This is a genomic window from Corynebacterium ulceribovis DSM 45146 (assembly GCF_000372445.1).
GTDB lineage: Bacteria > Actinomycetota > Actinomycetes > Mycobacteriales > Mycobacteriaceae > Corynebacterium > Corynebacterium ulceribovis.
In genome coordinates this window covers 509772-531967 of the sequence record NZ_AQUY01000001.1, presented here as the reverse complement: position 1 = coordinate 531967, position 22196 = coordinate 509772, and the positions used below count along the sequence as shown (strand labels likewise).

The window sequence follows — 22196 nt, the reverse complement described above, 5'->3', positions numbered from 1 at the left end:
GAAGGCAATTGCTGATGTACCCGCACTCCACTGCACTGAACGCCGCCCGCCGCACCGCCGACTGGAACAGCCTGGCCGACGCCGCCGCGCAGAGCAAAGACATCGATTTATTGGTCATCGGTGCCGGCATCACCGGCGCCGGGATTGCCCTTGATGCTGCGTCCCGTGGCCTTGACGTTGTGCTTATTGACGCCCACGACCTAGCGTTTGGCACTTCCCGCTGGTCCTCCAAACTCGCACATGGCGGCCTGCGCTATCTGGCTTCCGGAAATGTCGGAATTGCCCGGCGCAGCGCCCGCGAACGCGGCATCTTGATGGAGACCACTGCCCCGCACCTAACGCGCGCACTGCCGCAGGTAGTGCCGGTGCGCAAGGAGTACTCGATCGCGAATAAGGTGCTGCCGCGGCTCGGGTTCATTGCTGGCGACGCCCTTCGAGTATTGGCAGCGACGAAAACTTCTACCCTGCCGTGGTCAAAAACTGTCAAAGCCGAATCGGTGCAGGAACTGTCACCGACGGTGAAAATGGACGGCCTACGGTTCGGTTACGTCAACCATGATGGCCAACTAGTCGACGATGCGCGCCTAGTCACGGCGATTGCCCGAACCGCCGCTGGCTACGGCGCAAAAGTGCTCACCCATGTGCGCGCAGTGTCGGCGACCGGCACCACTGCCGAACTGCGCGATGAGCTGACTGGCGACACCTTGTCGCTGACTCCGCGCGCGGTGGTCAATGCCACCGGGGTGTGGGCCGGTGACTTGGCCAGCAATATCAAGGTCCGGCCATCCCGCGGCACCCACCTGGTTGTTGCAGCGGACAAGCTGGGTAACCCAACGGGTGCGCTGACGGTTCCGGTGCCCGGCCACACCAACCGATTCTGCTTTATCTTGCCGGCGCCGCACGGTCGGGTCTATATCGGTTTGACCGATGAGGATGCGCCGGGTCCAATTCCAGATGTGCCAGAGGTTCCGGAGGAAGACATTGACTTCCTGCTTGATGTGGTGAACCCAGCGTTGGAGACACCGCTGACTCGCGCAGATATTGATGGCGCGTTTGCTGGGCTGCGGCCGCTCATTGATGCAGGTGAAGGCCATACAGCGGACTTGTCCCGCGAACATGCGTTGGTCGTTGATGACACTGGTTTGATCACCATCACTGGCGGAAAACTCACTGAATACCGCCTGATGGCAGAGCAAACCGTCGACAAGGTCGTTGAGCGCCTGGGGGCAACGGTCGCGGACTGCTTCACGGATCGGATTGGCCTAGTGGGAGCGCAGGGGCTGCGCGATGACAAACCTGCCACCGGCATCCCACCGCAGTTGGCGCAGCGCTATGGCAGTGAAGCCAAAACGGTGCTCGATGAGTGTTTGTTGGACCGGCCGGAAGAACCGGTTGCGGAGGGCCTTGATGTGCTGCGCGCCGAGTTTTCTTGGTACGTCACCCATGAGGGCGCGCTGACCGTTGACGATATTGTGGACCGCCGCTGCCGCCTTGGGTTGGTGCCGGCGGATCGCGCTAAGGCAGAAGCTTGCGCAAACGAGGCCATTGCGCTGATTTAGGTGGCAAACTTGGGGCATGGAGCCACTGATTCTGCCTTTCAACGGAAAAACGCCGCGCATTCACCGCACGGCTTGGATTGCCCCTGGCGCCACCATCATTGGTGACGTGGAAATTGGTCCGGATGCCTCGGTCTTTTACGGCTGTGTGCTGCGCGGCGATGTAAACCAGATTCGCATTGGCGCGCGCACCAATATCCAGGACAACAGCACCATTCACGTCGACTCTGACGCCCCGACCACCCTCGGCGACGATGTCACCGTCGGCCACATGGCCCTCATCCACGGCACCACGGTGCATGATGCGACGCTGATTGGCATGAAATCGGCGCTGCTGTCTGGCTCTGTCGTTGGTTCCGGCAGTTTGGTTGCCGCCGGTGCGGTGGTGCTGGAGGGCCAGGAGATTCCGGCGCACAGTTTGGCTGCCGGGGTGCCTGCTAAGGTACGGCGTGAGCTCGGCCTAGATGCTGCCGAGAAGTTCATTGCACATGCGGGCCGCTACGTCGAGACCTCCCGCGCGCACCGCGACCTGACCCCAATTCCGCTGTCCGAGACATTGTTTGAGTAGCTATGACTTTCGCAAAATTCGACCAGCCCTCCGACAAAATTACCCAGCTAATGGCACAGGTGCCGCGCCAAGAATTCCTCCATGAAACCAACCGCGCGCAGCACCACATTGATGCGCCGTTGGCGATTGGCCACGGTCAGACCAATTCGCAGCCCTCAACTGTGGCATTCATGCTGGACCTTTTAGACGCCCAGCCTGGGCACAAAGTCTTGGATGTTGGTTCCGGTTCGGGGTGGACCACTGCCCTCCTCGCGCATTTGGTGGGCGAATCCGGGCAGGTTATTGGTGTCGAACGCCTCGCTGACCTCGTGCGCTTTGGCCAGGAGAATTTAGCGCGGCAGGGGTTGGCGCAGGCAGAAATCCGCCCCGCCATCCGCGGGCAATTTGGGCTTAGTGACGAGGGCCCTTTCGATCGGATTTTGGTATCCGCCGAACCGCACGAGCTCCCAGAAGAGCTCGTGGACCAACTGGCACCCAACGGGATTCTTGTGATTCCAGTGGCGGGGAAAATGCACCGGATTGTCAAAAACGCCGAGGGCGAAACGACGACCACGTTGCATGGTGGTTTTCGTTTCGTTCCCCTCGTGCGCTAGGCGGATCCCGTAAGGGGGCTATTCGGTCAATCCCAACGCCTCACCGGTACCCAGCTCAATGTTCAGGCCAGGCACCGAATTAATCAGGTCGCGGGTGTAGTCCTGCTGTGGATGGTCGAAAATGTCCTCCGCCGCGCCGCGCTCCACGACCTCGCCCTGCTTCATCACCACAATCTCGTCGGCGGTTTGGCGCACCACCGCGAGGTCATGTGTGATGAACAAGTAAGACAGGCCGAGTTCGGACTGCAGGTCCGTCAGCAGCGTCAGAATCTGGTTCTGCACTAGCACGTCCAGCGCCGACACTGCCTCATCCAGCACAATCACTTCCGGTTTCAGCGCCAGCGCACGGGCAATCGCCACACGCTGCCGCTGACCACCAGAGAGCTCATTCGGGAAGCGGCGCATCGCCGACCGCGGCAACGCCACCATATCTAGCAGCTCCGCGACCCGCTTCTCCCGCGCTTTCCGATTGCCGACCTTGTGAATCTCCAGCGGCTCGGCAATACAGCGGTACACCGAATACATCGGGTCCAGCGAACCATACGGATTCTGGAAAACCACCTGCATCTTGCAGCGCATATCAAACAGCTGCTTATTATTCAGCGTCGACAGGTCCGTGCCCTCGTAGAACACCTTGCCGCTGGTCGGATCCAGCAAGTTCAGCACCATATTCGCCACGGTAGATTTGCCCGAACCGGACTCACCCACCAGCGCCAACGTAGTCCCCTTACGCAAGGTAAAACTGACGTCATTGACCGCGAGGTTGTCACCGAACTGCTTCGTCAGGTTTTCCACCCGAATAACTTCCGGCTTTTCCTCCGCCTCACCATGCGCCATCAACTCAGTGGTCTCCACACCAGCTGCCAACGCCGACTGAATACGTGCCGACGCCAACGACGGCGCCGCCGTGACCAGCCGCTTAGTGTACGGGTGCTGCGGGTTACGCAGAATCTGCAAGCTAGGGCCCGATTCCACCACCCGGCCACGGTGCATCACCACAAGGTGATCGGCGCGTTCCGCAGCCAACCCCAGGTCGTGCGTAATAAACAGTACCGCGGTGCCCAACTCCTGGGTCAAGGTTTCCAGGTGGTCCAAGATGCGCTTTTGGACGGTCACATCCAGCGCGGACGTTGGCTCATCTGCGATAAGGAGCTTCGGGCGGGCCGCCAAACCAATCGCAATCAGGGCACGTTGGCGCATACCGCCGGAAAACTCGTGCGGATACTGACGGGATTGGCGGGCAGGGTCGGGCAAACCAGCTTCAGCCAGCAGTTCTTCCACCCGCTTACCGACCTCCGAATTCGGCACCACATTATTAGCGCGCAACGACTCGGCGACCTGACTGCCAATGCGCCAGACCGGGTTGAGGTTACTCATTGGGTCCTGCGGCACCAGACCGATCTGGGTGCCGCGGACTTTCTCCATCTGCTTGTTATTCAAGCCGGAGATCTCTTCGCCTTCGAAAAGGATTTTGCCGCTGGTGACCTTGCCGGTACCCGGCAGCAGACCCAAAATCGACATGGCGGCGGTGGACTTACCGGAGCCGGATTCACCAACAATGGCGATCTTTTGGCCTGGGTAAATGGTCATATTCATACCGCGGACCGCATCAACGACACCAGTCGAGGTCGTGAACGTGACCTTGACGTCCCGCATTTCCAGCAATGGCTGGTTCTGAGAGTCAGACATTACTTCCTCGCTTTCGGGTCCAACGCGTCGCGGACAACGTCGCTAAGCATGATGAAGCTCAAGACTGTCAAAGCAAGGGCCCCAGCTGGGTAGAAGAGCACCTGTGGTGCGGTACGCAGGGAGGCCTGCCCCTGCGAAATGTCGCCGCCCCAGCTGACGACCGACGGCGGCAGACCGATGCCCAGGAAGGACAGGGTCGCTTCGGCAACAATGAACGTGCCCAGCGCCACAGTTGCGTACACCATGATTGGTGCGGCCGCGTTCGGCATGATGTGGCTGCGCAGAATCCGGAACCGGGATGCGCCCAGCGACCGGGCTGCGGTGACAAACTCTTCGTTCTTCACCGACATCACCGCGCCGCGGGTAATACGAGCAATGTTTGGCCAGCCGAACAGCCCCAACACGAGCACCACCGTGAGAATATCGCGGTGCTCCTTGAAGACCTGCATGATGACAATAGCTGCCAGCACCAGCGGGATAGCGAAGAAAATATCCGTGACACGGGAAAGCAACGTGTCCAACAAACCGCCGAAGAAACCGGCAAGCGCGCCGAAAATGGTGCCGATGACGACAACCAATGCGGTGGTCAGCACACCGACGGTGACCGAAGCGCGGGCACCATAAATGGTGCGGGCGTAAATATCGCAGCCTTGCCGGTCAAAACCGAATGGGTGGCCGGACCGCGGGCCGTCGAGGGAGTTCGACAGCGAGCACAGCTTCGGATCGGTGCTGGTGAACAGCTGCGGGAATGCGGCCATAAGAATGGCCAGCAGAATCAAAGCGGTGGAAATCCAGAACAATGGGCGGCGGCGCAGGTAACGCCACGCTTCATGCCACACGGACGTCGGTGCGGACTCGTCGGCGACGGCGTCAACCGCGCCGAGGCCCGTTTCATCGGTTTCCGCGATGAACAGTTCTTGTCCGCGGCGTGGGTTGTCGAGTGGATTAGGCGATGAGTTAGGCATAGCGAATCCTTGGGTCGAGCACGGCGTAAACCAGGTCCACCAGCAGGTTGGCGACAATGTACACCACCACCAAAACGGTAGTGATGGACACGACGGTGGTTGGTTCGCCCTTAATAATTGCCTGGTACATGGTGCCGCCGACACCGTTAATGGCGAAGATGCCTTCAGTGACAATTGCCCCAGCCATCAGCGCGCCAAGGTCGGCTCCAAGGAACGTGGTCACTGGAATCAGAGAGTTGCGCAGTACGTGGCGGCCCATGACGCGGCGGCCAGACAGGCCTTTCGCCCGGGCAGTGCGCACATAGTCTGCGGTGAGGTTTTCGCTCACCGACTGGCGAGTCAGCCGCAACACGTAGGCAAAGGAGACCGCGCCCAGCACCACCGCTGGCATCAGCAGTGCGGTAAAGGATTCGTTACTGCCGACTGTGACCGGCAACAGGCTCCACTTCACGCCGATGAGGTACTGCAAAACGAAACCAATGACAAAGCTTGGTACCGCAATAACCAGCAGCGACAGCACCAGGACAGTGGAGTCGAAAAATCCGCCGCGGCGCACACCGGCGATGACACCGAAGAAGATGCCGAAGATGGCTTCAAACAGCAGTGCCATTGCCGCCAACTTAAACGTGACGGGGAAGGCACGGGCCATCACATCGGCAACCGGCTGACCAGAGAAGGTGGTGCCGAAGTCGAGAGTGAGGATGCCTTTGAGATACAGCAGGTACTGGACGATAAATGGTTTATCCAGGTTGTATTCAGCTTCAATGCGGGCACGAGCGGCTTCTGTGAGGCCGCGTTCGCCACCAAGAGCTTGGACAGGGTCGCCAGGCATGAGGAAGACCATTGCGTAGATGAGCAGGGTTGCCCCGATGAATACGGGGATCATCTGCAATACTCGGCGCCCGATATAGCGCAACATAGTGATTCCTTGGGTAAAGGGGATTAAAGATGTCTAGCCCTACCCCGCGCACTCGTCGCGGTGTAGGGCTGGCGCATCAGTAGCTGCTAGACAACTACTTCTTGGTGATCTGGTAGTACAGCGGCTGTTCCTTCCAGCTGAAGACAACGTCTTCGACCTTGTCGCTGGAGCCACCGGTGGTGTTCGCATACCAGGTTGGAATAGCTGGCAGATCCTGCATCAGGATTTCCTGCGCTTCGTTGTAGATCTTCGCTGCTTCTTCTGGGGAATCCGAACCAGCAGCTTCCTTCAGCTTCGCGTCGAAGTCCTTGTTGGAGTACTTACCGTCGTTGGAACCGCCACCAGTTGCGTACAGCGGCTCCAAGAAGTTGCCTTCCGATGGGTAGTCGGCCTGCCAGCCGGTGCGGAAGGCGCCGTCAATCTTGCCCTGGGTGATGTCATCGCGGAAAGACTTGAAGTCTGGGTATGGGTTACCCACAGCCTTAATGCCCAGGGTGTTGCTGATGGAGTTCACAGTCGCGTCGACCCATGCCTGGTGGCCACCGTCAGCGTTGTAGGACAGCTTGAACTCACCGGTGAATGGTGCAATCTTGTCGGCGTCAGCCCACAGCTTCTTCGCCTTTTCAGCGTCGTAGCTCAGGATCTCATTGCCCTTGATGTTCTCGTCGTAGCCTGGCAGCACTGGCGAAGAGAAGTCCTTCGCAGGGGTGCGGGTGCCCTGGAAAATCACGTCGGTGATTTCGTCACGGTTGATAGCCAAAGACAGTGCTTGGCGACGCAGCTTGCCTTCTTCACCAGAGAAGTGCTTTGCACGCTCTGGAATGGTGAAGGACTGGAAGATAGCCGATGGTTTGTTCACAGCGCGGTCACCAAGTTCGTTTTCGAAGGTGGTGAAGGCGCTTTCTGGGACGGTCTCAAGAACATCGAGGTTGCCGGCCAGCAGGTCGTTGTAAGCAGCGTCAACCTGGGCGTAGAAGACGAACTTGATGCCATCATTCTTCGCTTCGCGGTCACCCTTGTATTCCGGGTTAGGCACCAGCAGCGCGTCCTGGTTGTGGTTCCAGGATTCCAGCTTGTATGGACCGTTACCGATTGGCTTTTCGCCGAAGCCATCGAGGTCATCCAGCGCTTCATCCTTCAGTGGGAAGAAAGCCGAGTAACCCAGGCGGGTTGGGAAGTCCGCTTCTGGCTGGTTCAGTTCGATGGTGAAGGTCTTGTCATCCTGAACAGTGAGGCCTTCCATCTTGTCCTTGCCTTCTTCGAAGCCCTTAATTGGCTCGTAGAAGTAGGCCGACAAGTGGGACTCTTCCATGCCCTTGTTCCAGGCATTGACAAAGTTGTCTGCCTTGACTGGAGTGCCGTCGGAGAACTTGATGTCGTCCTTCAAGGTCACCTTGTACTTGGTGTCCCCTTCAGGCTCGATCGACTCGGCCATCTCGTTGTGAGTGTTGCCGTCTTTGTCGTAGTAGGTCAGGCCGGAGTACAGCAGGTCGACGAGACGGCCGCCGCCAACTTCGTTGGTATTAGATGGGATGAGCTTGTTTTGTGGTTCAACACCATATGCCAGGACATAGTTCTCGCCGTCGGAGCTGTTATCTCCACTTGAGCAAGCTGTCACGCCTAGCGACATGACAATTGCGGCAAGAAAACCGAGCACCTTTTTACCGTGTGCCATTTTCGACCTCCGAGTCAGTTAGGGGTTTTCTTAATTGCACTTAAGTTAACATCACGTGTCGTAGGTCTCACCGAAAACTGAAAAGTTAGCACCCCCACTTTTGTGGCAGGAGTGCTACTCCCGGCACTACCCCACCTTTATACCGGGTCAAAAACCCGAAATAGCACCGCTTTTGCCCCATCGTCCTGCTGCAACATCATAGGGATAAATTCCTCCGCAGCGGGATGGTCTGGCAGCGCTTCGAAATACACTTTGTGACATGCCAGGGACTTGATTCCCTTCGCCACGTGCGCCTCATCTACAGTCTGCCGATGCGTCGGTTCCGCAGAGTTGGCCACCAGCATCCGAGTGGCTTTATGCGTCGCTAAGCCCAAATCGGTAAAAAGCCACGGGTTATCCGCATCGCGGACGGCATCGATGGTGGCCAGCCCGGCAACCCGGTGGTCAGCCTGGTTGTAAGAGCCGTAGGCCTCGACGTCAAAGTTGGCGATGATGACTGTGTCCGGTTTGCGCTGCCGAATGTGTTTCGCAATGGCTTTGCGCAGCTCCAAGCTATACACCAGCTGTCCGTCCGGGAAATTCAGCATGGTCAGGTCCTGGACCCCTACCGTGTCACAGGCAGCTTGCTGTTCTTGTCGACGGATTGGGGCGCATTTTTCGGGCGGCAGATGTCGAATCCCGGCTTCCCCCTTGGTCAGAAGCAGATAGTCGACGGTGATATTGGTGTCAGTCCAAAGAGATACTGCAGCGGACAGGCCATACTCGGCATCGTCAGGGTGGGCAACAACGACAAGAACACGGTGGATATTGGAAGTATCGAGGTCTGGAATTGTTGACATGGCATCAGCCTAAGTCAGGTTCTTCTGCCGATCTAGAGCAAGTTGCAATTTGCGCTGCCGATGCGGAATCGCTCAAGTACGCTCAGGAAAATCCCGCCAGAACAGGACCACACCGCACATTGCCAAAGGGGCCCCATGCGTCATCGAATTTCCACCCAGAAAACCCTGACAACCATTGCAGCAATTGGTGCCAGCGCAGCTCTGCTCGTCGGCTGCGGCACCGACAATGCTGCCAACAATGACACCGGCGATGGCGGTGCACCTGCCGGGAACAGTTCCTCCGGAGACAACCAAAAGCACAGCAATAAAACTGAAGACGAGCTGAAAGCCATGCTCCTGACTGACGAGGTCAATGGCTATAACTTCAAGGGCGACGTAGCTTCCAGCGACGTTGCGCACTTGGCCAGCCCGATGCTCGATGCCACGAAGGTGGAACCAGCGGATTGCCAGAAGTTGCTGGACGTTACGAAGCAAATTGCTGAATTCACTGTAACCATGACCGAGAACAAGTCGGAGAACGTTTTTGCCACTACTGGCTTGTACACCAACGCCGAAATCTACGACACGATGGCCAAGTCAATGGAGGGCTGCGAGGAATACACCATTACCTCGGATAGCGCAGGCAGCGCCGAAAAACTGCTCGGTGACCAGGACGTGCCGCCAGAAGTCATCGCAGAGCTGGAAAAGTTTGACAGCAAAACGACAACCCATATGACCGTGCACAAGCTGGACTTGCCGGTAGAAGCACAACTCGACAAAGTCTATGCCGTTGAGCACACGGGGACCTCGGAAATCGCAGGTAGCGACTATGTCTATGACGAGTTTCGGATTGTGGGGGTTGTCGACGGCCTCGTGGTGACCAGTTCCACGCAGCCTTACGGCAACTTTGGCGTCGACGAAAACGGCAAAGTTGTCGGCACCACGGATGGCAGAGTGATTTCCCCAGAGGCTAAGGAAGAGGCGAAAAAGCGCCTAGTCGAAATCTTTAACGCTCAGGTGAAGAAGGTTCAGGGCGCTTAGCTGGCTTCCTGGCTAGGCGATACAGCGCGATGCCGAGGCCAATAGTCGAGAGAATTACCACCCCAGTGGCAATAAATACGCCAAATATGATGAGCCAATCCGCGACAGTCTGATTTGGAAACCAGCCACTGAGCACGAGCACTGGATACACAGTTATCAGCATGGCCAAGAAGTGCAGTGCTATTCGCTTGGCTATGTGCCAATGATCGAGGTCGTAGATGACGCTCGCGGCACCGATAGCGCCCACAATAAGCGCGACTAGGAATGTCGACGTGGCGTCATCGCGTTGGCCTTGGAACCAAAGCACCGCTGCAATGGTCGCCATGATGACGAGCGCAATTCCACCGCGAAGCAGCGCTTGAAATATATGCCGCATACGCCTAGGTTACCGCGCCACACACAGCGACAATAGCTGCCATCTGTGGGAAAACTTGTACATGAAAACCATCGTGGAGAATGGTGCCAGCACCACTCACTCGCTGTATTCGCCTGCCCACATCGCCGCCGTCACCGCCACTATTTTCGCCGGAGCCATCTTCGGTTTCTTCTACGCTTGGGTCTGCTCCACCATGTGGGGTTTGGACAATGCCGACCCGCGTGTCGCCATCGCTGCGATGCAGGCAATGAATGATTCCGTCCGCAACTTCGTTTTCATGCCCGCTTTCTTCTTCACCCCGTTGGTTCTCGCAGCATCCGGTTTCTTGGCATTTCGCGAAGAGTCGATGTCCTCCGCCTACCTCCTATTCGGCGCGGCGGTGCTCTATGCCGTCGGCGGCTTGGTATTGACTCTGCTAGTCAACGTGCCGATGAATGAGGAACTCGCTCGCGTCACTGTTCCAGAAAACATCGAGGAAGCCGCCAGTATTTGGCACGACTATTCCGGTCGTTGGCAGGCGTGGAATGGCGTGCGCACGATGGTGTCTGGTTTGTCACTTTTGATGGCTGTTCTCGCAGTCGCGCTTGTCCCGTTAGCCGCAGGAGCCACCCATTTTGAGACTGCTTTGGGCCCCAGCAAGCACCGTAAGTTCCTGACTTGCAGGACGCCAGAGTGCCGCACGCGTTGCGGTCATTTCCTTGAAGTGCGGCGAGACCAATTCATCCAATGCTCGGATGTAATCCGGAACGATTTCGCGCGGTAGGCGCAGGCCCATGGTCAAGTGCGGTATCCAGCGGCCACCGCGTCCACCAGGATTAATGGAATTTAGTTCCCGAGCAGCCGCTTCCAGCTCTTCGGTGGTCTGCAGCAGCCACGCGACTGTCTGTTTCCGCTTCGTCCCGAAAACGATGGTGCCCATGCGTTGAAAAGTCGCCGGAACCAGCAGCGGCAAAAGCATCGCGGCACGCTCGACGACTTGCGGCGCCATCGTTGGCGAAAAGGTCAAGGTGATGTGCGGCGTCTGGTTCTGCTTGGGGAAACCACGCGCTTCGAGTTCGTCGAAAAGCTCCCGCACCGTCGCGTCATCTTCAGGCGCTAAGTGCAGCAGCACATTATCTGGTGAGGACATTAAGCTCGCTCGATGTTGAAGCCCCAGTCGACGCCAAATTTGTCTTTCACCCCGCCGAAGGTTGCACCCCATTCCTGTTCCTGCAACGGCATGCCCACCTCCCCGCCCTCAGAAAGCTGCTCGAATTGGCGGCGCATGGCAGGCTCATCGTCGCCCCATACGCAAATGGTGACGCGCTGTTCCTTGTTAAAAACGTCGCCGGCCTCAGGATTATCGGCAGCCATCAGGTTCCAGCCGGCGTCGGTAACGAGGTGTCCGTGCATGATGAGCTTGCCGTCAGGCCACGGGACGGTACGCAGCTCGCCCCCGAAAACTGCGTGGTAGAAGTCGAGGGCTTCTTTCGCCTGGCCGTTGAAACCAATGTACGGGGTGCCTTGAACTGCCATGATGGCTCCTTAGTGTGCAGCGGATGTTCACTCACCAGTGTACGAGCGGCTTGCCGGAATAGTGACGGCGTGGGAGGTGTCCGGCGTTGGGGCTTATTGACGGCGACCAAAATAACGCGAGGGTGATTCCAACTCGCTACTGCCGTCTGGCGGAGTACTCGCTAACAACGCATCGAGTTCGTTGAAGAGCCTCTCATCAGCCTTCAAGCACGTAGCGCAGAATCTCCACGACCTGATCGGTGGTCTGGCACCATGCCTGCGCAGCAGCGTCAACTTCCTTGAGAGGGTGCACGATTTCAGCATCATGCAGCGTGACGTACGGCTTGCTCAACGCGGCGCAGTAACCAGCGTCGAAGGCAGCGTTCCACTGCTTGTATTCGCTGCCGAAACGCACCACTACTAGGTCCGCTTCCTCAATAAGGGTGCGCGTGCGGATGGAGTTGATCTTTGATGACTGGTGGTCCCGCCAGAACTGGTTGCTGGTTTCCCCCAAGTGGTCGCCAGCAGCGTCACTGGCTGGGTGGTCGGTGACCGGTGCAGTGAACACAACATCTAGCCCTGCAGCTTCAGCGCCCTTCTGGATTTCCTCGCGCCACGTGGTGTGGATTTCACCGGAAAGGTAGACATTGAAACTCATTGCAGGCAACTCCTCATACACAGAAAGTGGATACAACAACAACGAGCTTACTGGGCAATGGAAGTATTCGGCCTAGCTAACGCCATACCGATGCTTCAGAAACGTTCTTTCCTGCTATCAAACAGCACTCCCCTCTCCTCTTGTTACAGCACTCCCCTCTCCTCTTGTTAAGGATCGGCGCCTACTAAACAATTCCAATGTTCAATTGGTTGAACTTTTATTTTTCCCTGCCCGAACTCTTTGATAGAGTCGGGTGGGTACCCAATTCGACCGAAACCCACTGCATATCGAAAGGAAAATGGTGTCCTATAACGTATCCGTGCTCGTTGGCAGCCTGCGGCGAGAATCTTACGCACGAAAAATCGCATTGAGTTGCCTGCAGTACTTCCCAGAGAATGTCGACGCGCACATCCTAGAAATCGGCCACTTGCCGCTGTACAACTTCGACTATGACGACCCGGATGTCACAGATGTTCCCACCCCAGACTCCTACGTCCAGTTCCGCACCACAATCAAGAACTCCGACGGAATCCTCTTCGTGACGTCCGAAAATAACCGAACTATCCCTGCTTGCCTCAAAAATGCTGTGGACATCGGCTCCAAGCCCAACTCCGATGTCGCATGGAAAGGGTTGCCAGCAGGAATCATCAGCCATTCCGTCGGACGCCTGGGCGGATACTCATCCCAAAAGAACCTCCGACTCGCACTCTCCTACTTCGATATGCCCATGCTCGGTCAGCCAGAAGTTTTCCTCGGACAATCTCCAACTCTGATCGAAGAGGGTCGGCTAGCTCCAGAACGAACCGTCGACTTCGTTCGCGACTACATCACCCGATTGAGCGATCTGGTAATCAAGAGCGCTGAAGCCCACAAAACCGATTAATCGGAGGCACAGCGGCCAAACGGAGTATGAGCTCTGTAGTATGCGAAGTGTGACTGACCAGCAAAACTTCCCTGACGATTTCGTCAGGTTTCGGGCTGAATGGCCGCGAGCAGAGTTCATAGAATTCATCGATCCTGACGAAGATCCTAAAGAGACGCTACTCGCTGGATTCACCGTCATGCCGGACCTTGACTTCATCGTTTTCGCGAAAGACCCTTCCGGCGACCCCTTCGTCTTCATGGACAACCACGTCGCGCTCTTGGACAGAAGCACCGGCGAAGGATCCTGGCACGCCAAGGATTTCCAAGAGTTCGCGTTTACCGAGCTCGCCACCTGCATCCAAATGGACGGCGATCCGGTGTCTACTTACGACTCCTTCTTCACGGCCGAACAAGTTGAATTTCTGCGTTCTCTCCCTTTCGAAGACGAAGACGAGTTCGACGAGAGAATCGATGAGATTGCCGGTTGGTTCTTGACCCAAGAAGACTTCGAGTGGGTCAAGAACTAAACACCAATTGTGTGAAGCCGACTACACGTTGAACTTAAATTCGACGACGTCGCCGTCGTGCATGATGTAGTCCTTGCCTTCTTGGCGAACCTTACCGGCGGACTTGGCCTCGGCCATCGAACCGGCTGCAACCAGGTCACGGAAGGACACAACTTCAGCCTTAATGAAGCCGCGTTCAAAGTCTGTGTGAATCACGCCAGCTGCCTGCGGCGCAGTGTCACCCTTCTTGATGGTCCATGCGCGTGCTTCCTTCGGCCCCGCAGTCAGGTAAGTCTGCAGTCCCAGAGTGCGGAAACCAGCGCGAGCCAGCTGGTGCAAGCCCGACTCAGTCTGACCGATTTCAGCTAGCAGCTCGGCAGCCTCTTCGTCATCAAGCTCCAAAAGGTCGGTTTCGGTCTTGGCGTCGAGGAACACGCACTCGGCTGGTTCCACTGCCCCGGCCAGCTCTGCCTTACGGTCGTCACTGGTCAGCACACCTTCGTCGGCGTTGAACACGTACAGGAACGGCTTAGCGGTCAGCAGGTGCAGTTCGCGCAGCTCTGGCAGGGACACATCGCCCTTGGCTGCGAAGAGGGTGCGGCCTTCTTCCAAAACGGCCTGCGCCTTTTTGACGGCCTCAACGAAACCGACGCGTTCCTTATCCTTCTTGGCTTCCTTTTCCAGACGCGGCAATGCCTTTTCAATGGTTTGGAGGTCCGCCAGAATCAGCTCGGTCTCAATGACACCGATGTCGCTGGCTGGGTCAACCTTGCCTTCCACGTGCACCACGTCGGAGTCCTCGAATACACGGACTACCTGGCAAATGGCATCAGCTTCGCGGATGTTGGCCAAGAACTTGTTGCCCAGGCCTTCACCTTCGGAAGCACCCTTCACGATGCCGGCAATGTCAACGAAGGACACCGTGGCTGGCAGGATGCGCTCAGAACCAAACATGTCCGCAAGCTGATTCAGCCGCGGGTCGGGCAGTTCAACCACGCCGACGTTTGGTTCGATGGTGGCGAATGGGTAGTTCGCTGCCAGCACATCGTTTCGGGTCAGGGCATTAAAAAGGGTCGACTTACCGACGTTGGGCAGACCGACAATTCCAAGTGTAAGGCTCACAGTTCCCTATCCTACGGCCTTGCCCCAAGCTTTCGAACACCGGCCGGGTTCGCATTAGTACGTGTGTGTCTTATCCATAGTGCACAATGGAAAACGTGACTAACCGAGACGATGACCAACTGCACATCGGCGACCTAGTTCGCCCGCAAGATGTGGACCCGAACGAGACCCGTGATTTCGCTGATCGCTTAGTCGGCTCGGAGCCGGTGAGCATCGCCGAAACCTTGGTGCTTCCTTCCGATGCCACCGACCCTGCCGGACCGAGTCGCATTGACCGCGCTGACGTCCTGAGTGAATCGCTGCGTTCGGCTAGCGGTTGGGCGCTGCGTTTTATCGTGATCGCAGTGGCCACCTTCATTTTGTGGCGTGGCATGAGCATGATTTCCGCGGCGCTGCTGCCGGTGTTCGCAACGCTGATCGTCTGCACCGTGCTCTGGCCGCCGGTGGCATTGCTCAGTAAATGGCGCTTCCCACGCGCATTGGCCGTAGCTATTTCTATGCTTGGCTCCCTCGGCATTGTTGGCGGCATTTTCGCGCTGATCACCCCACCGATGGTGGAGCAGTCGGATGACCTCGTCAGTAAGTTCTCCATTGGTCTGCGCCGTGTTCAGGATTGGCTGCAGGGCCCGCCAGTTAACTTGCAAGACTCCCAGCTCAACTCGATGCTGGACCAAGCCACTGGTTGGTTGCAGGACCAGGCATCGAATATTGCTGGTTACGCCGTCAATGGCCTTTCTACTGCCTCGAATGTGCTCGTCAACATGGTGGTTGTGCTGGTCCTCACCTTCTTCTTCCTCAAGGACGGCGACAAGTTCTTGCCGTGGCTGCGCGGCGCGCTGGGTCAGCGCCTTGGCTGGCACATGACTGAGGCACTGACCCGCTCGTGGTCCACTTTGTCTGGTTACATCCGTGCCCAGGCCCTCGTCTCGCTTGTTGACGCGGTGTTTATTGGTCTTGGCCTGATCATTTTGAAGGTGCCACTGGCGCTGGCCATCGCTGTGCTGACGTTCTTCGCAGGTTTCATTCCAATTATTGGTGCGTTTTCTGCTGGTGTGCTCGCAGTCCTCGTTGCACTGGTGACGAATGGTTTCACTAATGCGCTGCTGGTGCTGGCGCTGGTTGTGCTGGTCCAGCAGCTGGAAGGCAACATCTTGTCGCCATTCCTGCAGTCGAAGGCCATGAACCTGCACCCTGTGATTGTCATGTTGTCGGTGACTGTTGGTACCGGTCTGTTCGGCATTATCGGCGCGTTCCTGGCTGTGCCAATCGTTGCGATTGTGGCGGTGTGGCTGCGCTACTTCTCCGATCTGACTGACCTGCGCACTGGCGACAAAACTCTCCGGCAAATTCAGTTCGCCACGGTTGCTGGGCAAGAGTCCGGTAAACAAAGCGAAGAGGCTGGCCGCCGCAAGCGGAAGCTTATTGACGAACAGAAGCGGCGCGTGAGCGAAGAAGTCTCGGATGATGAACACTCAGAGTCTGAAGCGGCACCAACTGTTCTCGAGCGGTTTACTCACCCAGCAACCGATGTGTTCAACCGTCTGTTCTTGCGCAAAGATATTCACGATGAAGATGGCACGGTCGATTCCAAACCAGCGGACGACAAGCCGGATGGTGAGTCGAAGCCTGAGGCTTAGTCTCGGGGGCACACGGCACGCCTATTTCAGGTGATGTGTTGATTTCAGTACGATACAACTCGTGTCTGACCTAACCGCCGAAACCGAAACTCGACGCGCCTCTTCGCGCCGGCATGCGGCCCCACCACGAGGTTTACCTCTGTGGGCTTCGCCGCTGGTAGTCCTTGGCGGTGCCCTCATCGGCGTTCTCGCCAACATTTCCAGTGGTCAGCTGGGTATGGCCTACATTGTGTGCTTCGGAATTGCGGCGATTCTTGCCACCATCATTGTTGAGCCACGTGGTCTGACTGTCACCGTGCTGCAGCAGCCACTGCTGTTCTATGTAGTCACACCGGTGCTTGGTTGGCTTTCCAACCGGATCACTTCCCCAGACATCAATGGTTTCCCGGCAACTCGAACTCTGGTTTCGGAACTGCTGCGAATGATGTACCCCCTGATTTCCCTTTTCCCGTGGGTACTCAGCATTTTCATTATCTGCGTAACCATCGCTGTTGTCCGCTACCTAGCCGTGCTGAAACAAGACCGTCGGATTGCAGCAGCACATCGCCGTTACCTGCGCCGCCAGGAACGTGCGCGTATGACAACGCAGTCAGCAACCCGTGCCCGCACCGCAGCATCTGAGCGTGACCGGGCGAATCTGCGCCGCCAAGGTATGCGCCGCGAGGAACGGGAAGAAGACGTGAGGGTACGCGCTGAAACGCCGACCGCAATTCGGGAAGAAAGTCGGCAGGAGGAAACTCCACGCACCGATCGTGGCGAAGCGGTGCTTGGGGCTGGGGTCCGCAAAGCAGATTCGCCGCGTCGTCGCCGTCGACGGAAGCAACAGTTCTCAGACCGCACGGCCACTTCCAGCACTGCTTCTTCCCGCAGGACCACCTCCCGCGGCGCAACAACATCCCGCAGCGATTCCCGCGATTCCAGGGAGCCTCGGGATTCCGCTCGGCGCCAAGCCTCCACCACGCGGGCTGACATCCCGCCGACCTTCGACCGTGCGGCCATTGAGCGCGAACGCGAACGCCGCCGCGAGGCTGCGCGACGGCGTGAGGTTAACCGGCAGATTCAGCCGGATGTGGACCGCGGTTTCAACCGCTAGCCCACAGTTTCGAGTTACTTCTTCACTCGGGCTGGGCGCAATTCGCGTGGCAGCGAAAACACCACAGTTTCCGTCGCGGTGGTCACTTCGGACACATCATTGAAGCCGTGTTCAGCCAGCAGGTCGATTACCCCGCGCACCAAAATCTCTGGCACAGAGGCACCCGAGGTCACGCCGACGGTGGACACTCCGTCCAGCCATGCGAGGTCGATTTCGCGGGCAAAGTCCACCAAATGCGCGTCCTTTGCACCGGCCTGCAGTGCTACTTCCACCAGTCGCTTCGAGTTCGACGAATTCTGCGACCCCACTACAATCATCAGGTCACACTGCGGTGCGATCTCCTTTACCGCAACCTGGCGGTTCTGGGTGGCGTAGCAAATGTCATCGGAAGGCGGGTCCTGCAGGTGTGGGAACTTTTCCCGCAGCAGCTTCACAATTTCGTAGGTTTCATCCACTGACAGCGTGGTCTGGGACAGCCACACCAGTTTGTCGCCGAGGTCCGCTGGCAGCGCTTCGACACCTTCCACACCGTCCACCAGGTGCACTACGTCTGGTGCCTCACCTGCGGTGCCTTCCACTTCTTCATGGCCTTCGTGGCCAACGAGCAGAATCTGGAAGCCGTCGCGGGCAAAGCGCTTGACTTCACCGTGGACTTTGGTCACCAGTGGGCAGGTTGCGTCGAAAGTACTCAAATTCAGCTGCTTGGACTGCTCCCGGACTGTAGGCGCGATGCCGTGGGCCGAGAACACCAGGTTGGATCCTTCAGGCACTTCGTCGGCTTCATCTACGAAGATGACGCCTTGTTCCTCGAAGGTTTCCACAACGTGCCGGTTGTGCACAATCTGTTTGCGCACGTACAGCGGCGCACCATGCTTGGCCAGGGCTTTTTCTACGGTTTCCACCGCTCGGTCAACTCCGGCGCAGTATCCGCGAGGAGCGGCCAACAGCACTTTCTTTGGCTTTTCCGCGTCTGCGGCTACCGATTGCGTCAAAGGGCTTTCCATCATGGACCCTAGGGTAGTCAATGCCGCTACGATTAACTAAGCCAATCGTTTGAGTTAGGAGCCACCATGTCAGTTTCCCAGTCCAGTGCCCCGGAGAGTCCGTGGCCGGTTCGGGAACTGAATCAAAAGGTCAAGGGGTGGATTGAACGCCTTGGTCATGTGTGGGTGGAAGGTCAGATCACACAGGTCAGCAGCAAGCGCACCTGGAAGTTGAGCTATGTCACCCTCCGCGATGTACAGGCAGAAATGAGTGTGCAGCTGACGTGTCCGACGCGTCTGGTGCTCGATGCTCCGCGGCCAATTCAGCCTGGTGACCGAGTTATTGTCTACGGCAAACCAGCGTTTTATCCCGGCAGCGGCCAGTTCAGTTTGTGGGTGACGGACATCCGTCCCGTTGGGCTGGGTGAGCTGCTTGCCCGAATTGAGCAGCTTCGCGCAGCATTGCATGCTGAGGGTCTTTTTGACCCTCGCCTGAAGCGTCCACTGCCGTTTTTACCGCAGAAGATTGGTTTGGTGACCAGCCGCGGTTCAGCAGCTGAGCGCGATGTCATGTCGGTTGCGCACGACCGCTGGTCGCAGGTGCAGTTCCGCGTGGAGAACACGACGGTGCAGGGTGCCACAGCGGTGCCAGAGATTTTGAAGGCGCTTGCTGCCCTGGAAGCAGACCCCGATGTCGATGTCATTATTGTTGCCCGCGGCGGCGGCAGCGTCGAAGACCTCCTGCCCTTTTCCGACGAAGCCTTGGTCCGCGCGGTATCCCGCATGACGACCCCGGTGGTCAGTGCGATCGGCCATGAGCCGGACACCCCGTTGCTGGATAACGTCGCGGATTTGCGCGCTGCCACTCCGACCGACGCCGCCAAGCGTGTGGTCCCCGATGTCACCGCCGAGCTGCAGCTCATTGCAGATTTGCGGGCCCGTGCCGGTAATTCCCTGCGCCGTTGGGTTGACCGCGGTGTCCAGGAAATTGCTGCTTTGCGGTCACGGCCGGTGTTGGCTAGTCCCCTCGCCCGCATCGATGTGCTTGTCGACGAATTGGAGCGGGACGTCGCGGCTACCCGACGGGATATTCTCCGGATGGTGGAACGAGGCGAGCATGAAACAGCGGCGCTGCGCGCGCAGGTTGCTGCCCTCGGTCCAGGGGCGACACTGGCTCGTGGCTACGCAGTGGTGCAGGTCCAGCCTCGCGATGGTGGTCCGGATGAAGTGGTCACCACTGTGGAGCAGTCGCCGCCGGGCAGCCAACTGCGAATCCGAGTGGCTGATGGTGCCATCACGGCAGCGGCAATTGCCACGAAAAAAGCGGACTAAACAACTACGGAATTTACGTACAAACGTTAAGGAGTACACCCATGTCACAGGACACATTTGGTGCTGGCACTGGACCAGCGCAGCCACAGTTTCAGCCGGTTGCGGAGCTAGGTTACGAACAGGCCCGCGATGAACTGCGTGAAATTGTCCGGATTCTGGAACTCGGCCAGATGACCTTGGATGAGTCATTGGCTTATTGGGAGCGCGGCGAAGCACTCGCCCGACGCTGCGAGGAACACCTCGCTGGTGCGCGCACCCGCGTGGAGACAGCACTGGCTAAAGCCGACGAAGACTAATGCGGACCGTCGAAGACTGACGAGGATCGTCGACGGCCCACAACGCAGGCCGCTGCCCGCGCGTTAGCCTTCGGCTGGCAACGGTTCCAGCCGCTGCACGATTTCTGCGAACATTCGGTAATCCGGTTCTTCGCCGATTCCGTCAATAAGCACTCGGACTTGGCCAAGGTCGGCCGCCCACATCAACCGACCGCCTTCAACCGGCTTGTACACCTGCCATTCGGTGCCATTGACGTCTTTGATGCCGTCCAGGATGCGGCTTTTTTGGTCTGGGCCGAAGCTGACCGCGTCCATCGGGGCGTTAGTTTGGGTGAGCTGCAGGTACTTAGTGCCATTGACCCAACCGGCAACGGTGGCTTGATCATTGCCAACGATGGTGCGGCGCACCGAGTTTGGATTCCAGTCTTCTGGCAGTTCCGGATTCGGGTTGCGAACCGGGAATGGCAAACCGCGTGCGTCCATGGACAAGACCGTATCGACGTCGACCGTGCGGACTGGGGCTTCACGAATTTCTGGGCCGCCGGGGTTAAACGAGCACAGGCCAGTCATGCCCACCGACAACGCAATAATTGCGGTCAGAGCCAACAGCGACAGCACCATGTCGCGTCCATCTTGCAGAATATGCGGCTTTTCAACACTCACGGTGGCCAGTATTCCAGATCTCCTGCTAAACCCCAGAAAGTGGTGGCAAAAGTGAATTTCTGGCAGTCACTTGCGGGGCTGCACCCCCGATTAGAGGGCATAACCCCACCCCTAAAATGCGAAATGGTGACAAACTAGAGGATAGGGCGTTTCTGCGCACTGACCTTTACTCACCTGGCACCACAGGAGGCGTGGCCACTAATGAACGACAACCAACCACAGACACCAGACCGCAACCTCGCAATGGAGCTGGTTCGAGTCACCGAAGCCGCTGCACTCGCTGCAGGTCAGTGGGTCGGTCGCGGACAGAAGGAAGCCGGCGACGGTGCCGCAGTTGACGCAATGCGCAAGCTGATCAACACCGTAAACATGCAGGGCGTTGTCGTGATTGGCGAAGGCGAAAAGGACGAAGCGCCAATGCTGTACAACGGCGAAGCAGTCGGTAACGGCCAGGGCCCATCCGTGGACATCGCAGTCGACCCAATCGACGGCACCACCCTGATGGCTGAAGGCCGCCCGAACTCCATTTCCGTGATTGCAGCTGCGGACCGCGGCTCCATGTACGACCCATCTGCCGTGTTCTACATGGACAAGATTGCCGTTGGACCAGAAGCCAAGGGCGTCATCGACTTGGACGCGCCAGTTGAGCACAACATCAAGAAGGTCGCTAAGGCTAAGGGGCTGGCTCCAAACGAAGTAACTGTTGTTGTGCTGGACCGCCCACGCCACCAGGACCTCATCCGCGATATTCGTACCGCGGGCGCAAAGATTCGCCTGATTGGTGACGGTGACGTTGCAGGTGCGGTTGCTGCGGCTCGCGATAACAACTCTGTCGACATTTGCTGGGGTATCGGCGGCACGCCGGAAGGCGTCATCACCGCATGTGCCATGAAGGCGCTCGGCGGCGAAATCCTCGGCCGTCTGCACCCACGCGACGATGAAGAAATCCGCAAGGCGCTGGACGCTGGCCACGACCTGGACCGTGTGCTTACCACCGACGACCTGGTGAAGTCGGATAACTGCTTCTTCGTGGCCACCGGTGTGACCAACGGTGACATGCTCCGCGGCGTTGCGTACCGCGGCAAGGGTGCCTACACCCGCTCCATTGTCATGCGTTCGAAGTCCGGCACCGTCCGCACCATCGAGGCGTTCCACCAGATGGAGAAGCTGCGCGAATTCGCTGATGTGGACTACGGCCAGGCCAACGTCGACCTGTAATTCTGCTTTTTGACGCCTTGGGTTTTGCCCCCGAATTTCCCTGGTTAGCGCCGGGGTTACTCGGGGGCACCCTTATTTGTCCCGAAGCAGCAAATAATTGGGCATAATCGAGGTTGTACATTTCTGCAATCAATCTGTTTTAAGGGTGGAT

The 22196-nt window shown here is 57.9% G+C and carries 23 protein-coding genes and 1 pseudogene; 12 read left to right on the top strand and 12 right to left on the bottom strand.

Translation table 11 applies throughout. The annotated features are described in order from the left end of the window. Positions 1-14 precede the first annotated feature (14 nt). From A3EC_RS0102495 to A3EC_RS0102485, 3 genes are read left to right on the top strand one after another with little or no spacing between them, the layout of a single operon-like run. Positions 15-1559 (top strand): glycerol-3-phosphate dehydrogenase/oxidase, encoded by a 1545-nt coding sequence (locus tag A3EC_RS0102495; protein WP_018023586.1) that lies wholly within the window; start codon positions 15-17, stop codon positions 1557-1559. 16 nt (positions 1560-1575) lie between these two features. Beyond that, on the top strand, positions 1576-2124 hold the full coding sequence (locus A3EC_RS0102490) for a gamma carbonic anhydrase family protein (RefSeq protein WP_018023585.1): 549 nt from the start codon (positions 1576-1578) through the stop codon (positions 2122-2124). Positions 2125-2126: 2 nt separating this feature from the next. Then, the gene (locus A3EC_RS0102485) at positions 2127-2717 is read left to right on the top strand and encodes a protein-L-isoaspartate O-methyltransferase family protein (protein WP_018023584.1); all 591 of its coding nucleotides are present in this window, start codon (positions 2127-2129) and stop codon (positions 2715-2717) included. A gap of 18 nt (positions 2718-2735) precedes the next feature. Here A3EC_RS0102485 and A3EC_RS0102480 read toward each other — a convergent pair whose 3' ends face one another. The 5 genes from A3EC_RS0102480 to A3EC_RS0102460 form a co-directional block, all read right to left on the bottom strand. Continuing rightward, positions 2736-4406: a dipeptide ABC transporter ATP-binding protein gene (locus A3EC_RS0102480; RefSeq protein ID WP_018023583.1), complete on the bottom strand. Its 1671-nt coding sequence runs from the start codon at positions 4404-4406 to the stop codon at positions 2736-2738. Beyond that, positions 4406-5371: an ABC transporter permease gene (locus A3EC_RS0102475; protein WP_018023582.1), complete on the bottom strand. Its 966-nt coding sequence runs from the start codon at positions 5369-5371 to the stop codon at positions 4406-4408. Before A3EC_RS0102475 ends, A3EC_RS0102480 begins: the two co-directional genes overlap by 1 nt. Continuing rightward, positions 5364-6290 (bottom strand): ABC transporter permease, encoded by a 927-nt coding sequence (locus A3EC_RS0102470; protein WP_018023581.1) that lies wholly within the window; start codon positions 6288-6290, stop codon positions 5364-5366. Before A3EC_RS0102470 ends, A3EC_RS0102475 begins: the two co-directional genes overlap by 8 nt. 94 nt (positions 6291-6384) lie before the next feature. Next, complete coding sequence (locus A3EC_RS0102465) at positions 6385-7965, bottom strand: peptide ABC transporter substrate-binding protein (RefSeq protein WP_018023580.1); 1581 nt, start codon at positions 7963-7965, stop codon at positions 6385-6387. Positions 7966-8102: 137 nt separating this feature from the next. Beyond that, a complete protein-coding gene (locus A3EC_RS0102460) occupies positions 8103-8804 on the bottom strand; it encodes a PIG-L deacetylase family protein (RefSeq protein WP_018023579.1) in 702 nt (233 codons plus the stop codon). A gap of 135 nt (positions 8805-8939) precedes the next feature. Here A3EC_RS0102460 and A3EC_RS0102455 point away from each other — a divergent pair, with 135 nt between their 5' ends. Further along, positions 8940-9824 (top strand): hypothetical protein, encoded by an 885-nt coding sequence (locus A3EC_RS0102455; RefSeq protein WP_018023578.1) that lies wholly within the window; start codon positions 8940-8942, stop codon positions 9822-9824. On the opposite strand, the gene A3EC_RS11125 is transcribed toward A3EC_RS0102455, so the two are convergent. After that, positions 9790-10200, bottom strand: coding sequence for a DUF3021 family protein (locus A3EC_RS11125; RefSeq protein ID WP_018023577.1), 411 nt, complete (start codon positions 10198-10200; stop codon positions 9790-9792). The two genes, A3EC_RS0102455 and A3EC_RS11125, sit on opposite strands and share 35 nt — an antisense overlap. A 61-nt stretch (positions 10201-10261) precedes the next feature. Here A3EC_RS11125 and A3EC_RS13270 point away from each other — a divergent pair. Further along, positions 10262-10750 (top strand): annotated as a pseudogene (locus A3EC_RS13270) (anthrone oxygenase family protein); the annotation flags it as partial. A 42-nt stretch (positions 10751-10792) separates the two neighbouring features. Here the strand turns inward: A3EC_RS13270 and A3EC_RS12670 are convergent. From A3EC_RS12670 to A3EC_RS0102435, 3 genes are all read right to left on the bottom strand, one after another. Then, positions 10793-11329 (bottom strand): 2'-5' RNA ligase family protein, encoded by a 537-nt coding sequence (locus A3EC_RS12670; RefSeq protein ID WP_083879927.1) that lies wholly within the window; start codon positions 11327-11329, stop codon positions 10793-10795. Then, on the bottom strand, positions 11329-11715 hold the full coding sequence (locus A3EC_RS0102440) for a VOC family protein (RefSeq protein WP_018023575.1): 387 nt from the start codon (positions 11713-11715) through the stop codon (positions 11329-11331). Before A3EC_RS0102440 ends, A3EC_RS12670 begins: the two co-directional genes overlap by 1 nt. A 196-nt stretch (positions 11716-11911) precedes the next feature. Continuing rightward, on the bottom strand, positions 11912-12352 hold the full coding sequence (locus tag A3EC_RS0102435; protein ID WP_018023574.1) for a YtoQ family protein: 441 nt from the start codon (positions 12350-12352) through the stop codon (positions 11912-11914). A gap of 298 nt (positions 12353-12650) precedes the next feature. Here A3EC_RS0102435 and A3EC_RS0102430 point away from each other — a divergent pair, with 298 nt between their 5' ends. Both A3EC_RS0102430 and A3EC_RS0102425 read left to right on the top strand, forming a co-directional pair. Beyond that, positions 12651-13235, top strand: a complete 585-nt coding sequence (locus A3EC_RS0102430; protein ID WP_018023573.1) for an NADPH-dependent FMN reductase — start codon at positions 12651-12653, stop codon at positions 13233-13235. Between the two features lie 49 nt (positions 13236-13284). Beyond that, positions 13285-13743: a hypothetical protein gene (locus tag A3EC_RS0102425; protein WP_156812802.1), complete on the top strand. Its 459-nt coding sequence runs from the start codon at positions 13285-13287 to the stop codon at positions 13741-13743. 21 nt (positions 13744-13764) lie between these two features. On the opposite strand, the gene ychF is transcribed toward A3EC_RS0102425, so the two are convergent. Further along, entirely contained in the window at positions 13765-14844 is a 1080-nt protein-coding gene (gene ychF / locus A3EC_RS0102420) for a redox-regulated ATPase YchF (protein WP_018023571.1), read from the bottom strand. A gap of 86 nt (positions 14845-14930) precedes the next feature. Here ychF and A3EC_RS0102415 point away from each other — a divergent pair, with 86 nt between their 5' ends. Together A3EC_RS0102415 and A3EC_RS0102410 are read left to right on the top strand one after the other, a co-directional pair. Beyond that, positions 14931-16481 (top strand): AI-2E family transporter, encoded by a 1551-nt coding sequence (locus A3EC_RS0102415; protein ID WP_156812801.1) that lies wholly within the window; start codon positions 14931-14933, stop codon positions 16479-16481. A 61-nt stretch (positions 16482-16542) separates the two neighbouring features. Beyond that, positions 16543-17574 (top strand): DUF6542 domain-containing protein, encoded by a 1032-nt coding sequence (locus A3EC_RS0102410; protein WP_018023569.1) that lies wholly within the window; start codon positions 16543-16545, stop codon positions 17572-17574. 14 nt (positions 17575-17588) lie between these two features. Here the strand turns inward: A3EC_RS0102410 and A3EC_RS0102405 are convergent, their stop codons facing one another. Next, the gene (locus tag A3EC_RS0102405) at positions 17589-18578 is read right to left on the bottom strand and encodes a 4-hydroxy-3-methylbut-2-enyl diphosphate reductase (RefSeq protein WP_040427884.1); all 990 of its coding nucleotides are present in this window, start codon (positions 18576-18578) and stop codon (positions 17589-17591) included. A 66-nt stretch (positions 18579-18644) separates the two neighbouring features. Between A3EC_RS0102405 and xseA the strand changes: the two genes are divergently transcribed. Continuing rightward, the gene (gene xseA / locus A3EC_RS0102400) at positions 18645-19889 is read left to right on the top strand and encodes an exodeoxyribonuclease VII large subunit (protein WP_018023567.1); all 1245 of its coding nucleotides are present in this window, start codon (positions 18645-18647) and stop codon (positions 19887-19889) included. 41 nt (positions 19890-19930) lie between these two features. Continuing rightward, positions 19931-20185, top strand: a complete 255-nt coding sequence (locus A3EC_RS0102395; protein WP_018023566.1) for an exodeoxyribonuclease VII small subunit — start codon at positions 19931-19933, stop codon at positions 20183-20185. 63 nt (positions 20186-20248) lie between these two features. Here A3EC_RS0102395 and A3EC_RS0102390 read toward each other — a convergent pair whose 3' ends face one another. Then, the gene (locus A3EC_RS0102390; RefSeq protein WP_018023565.1) at positions 20249-20827 is read right to left on the bottom strand and encodes a DUF4245 domain-containing protein; all 579 of its coding nucleotides are present in this window, start codon (positions 20825-20827) and stop codon (positions 20249-20251) included. A gap of 201 nt (positions 20828-21028) precedes the next feature. Between A3EC_RS0102390 and glpX the strand changes: the two genes are divergently transcribed. Next, the gene (gene glpX, locus A3EC_RS0102385; protein WP_018023564.1) at positions 21029-22045 is read left to right on the top strand and encodes a class II fructose-bisphosphatase; all 1017 of its coding nucleotides are present in this window, start codon (positions 21029-21031) and stop codon (positions 22043-22045) included. Positions 22046-22196: the final 151 nt, after the last annotated feature.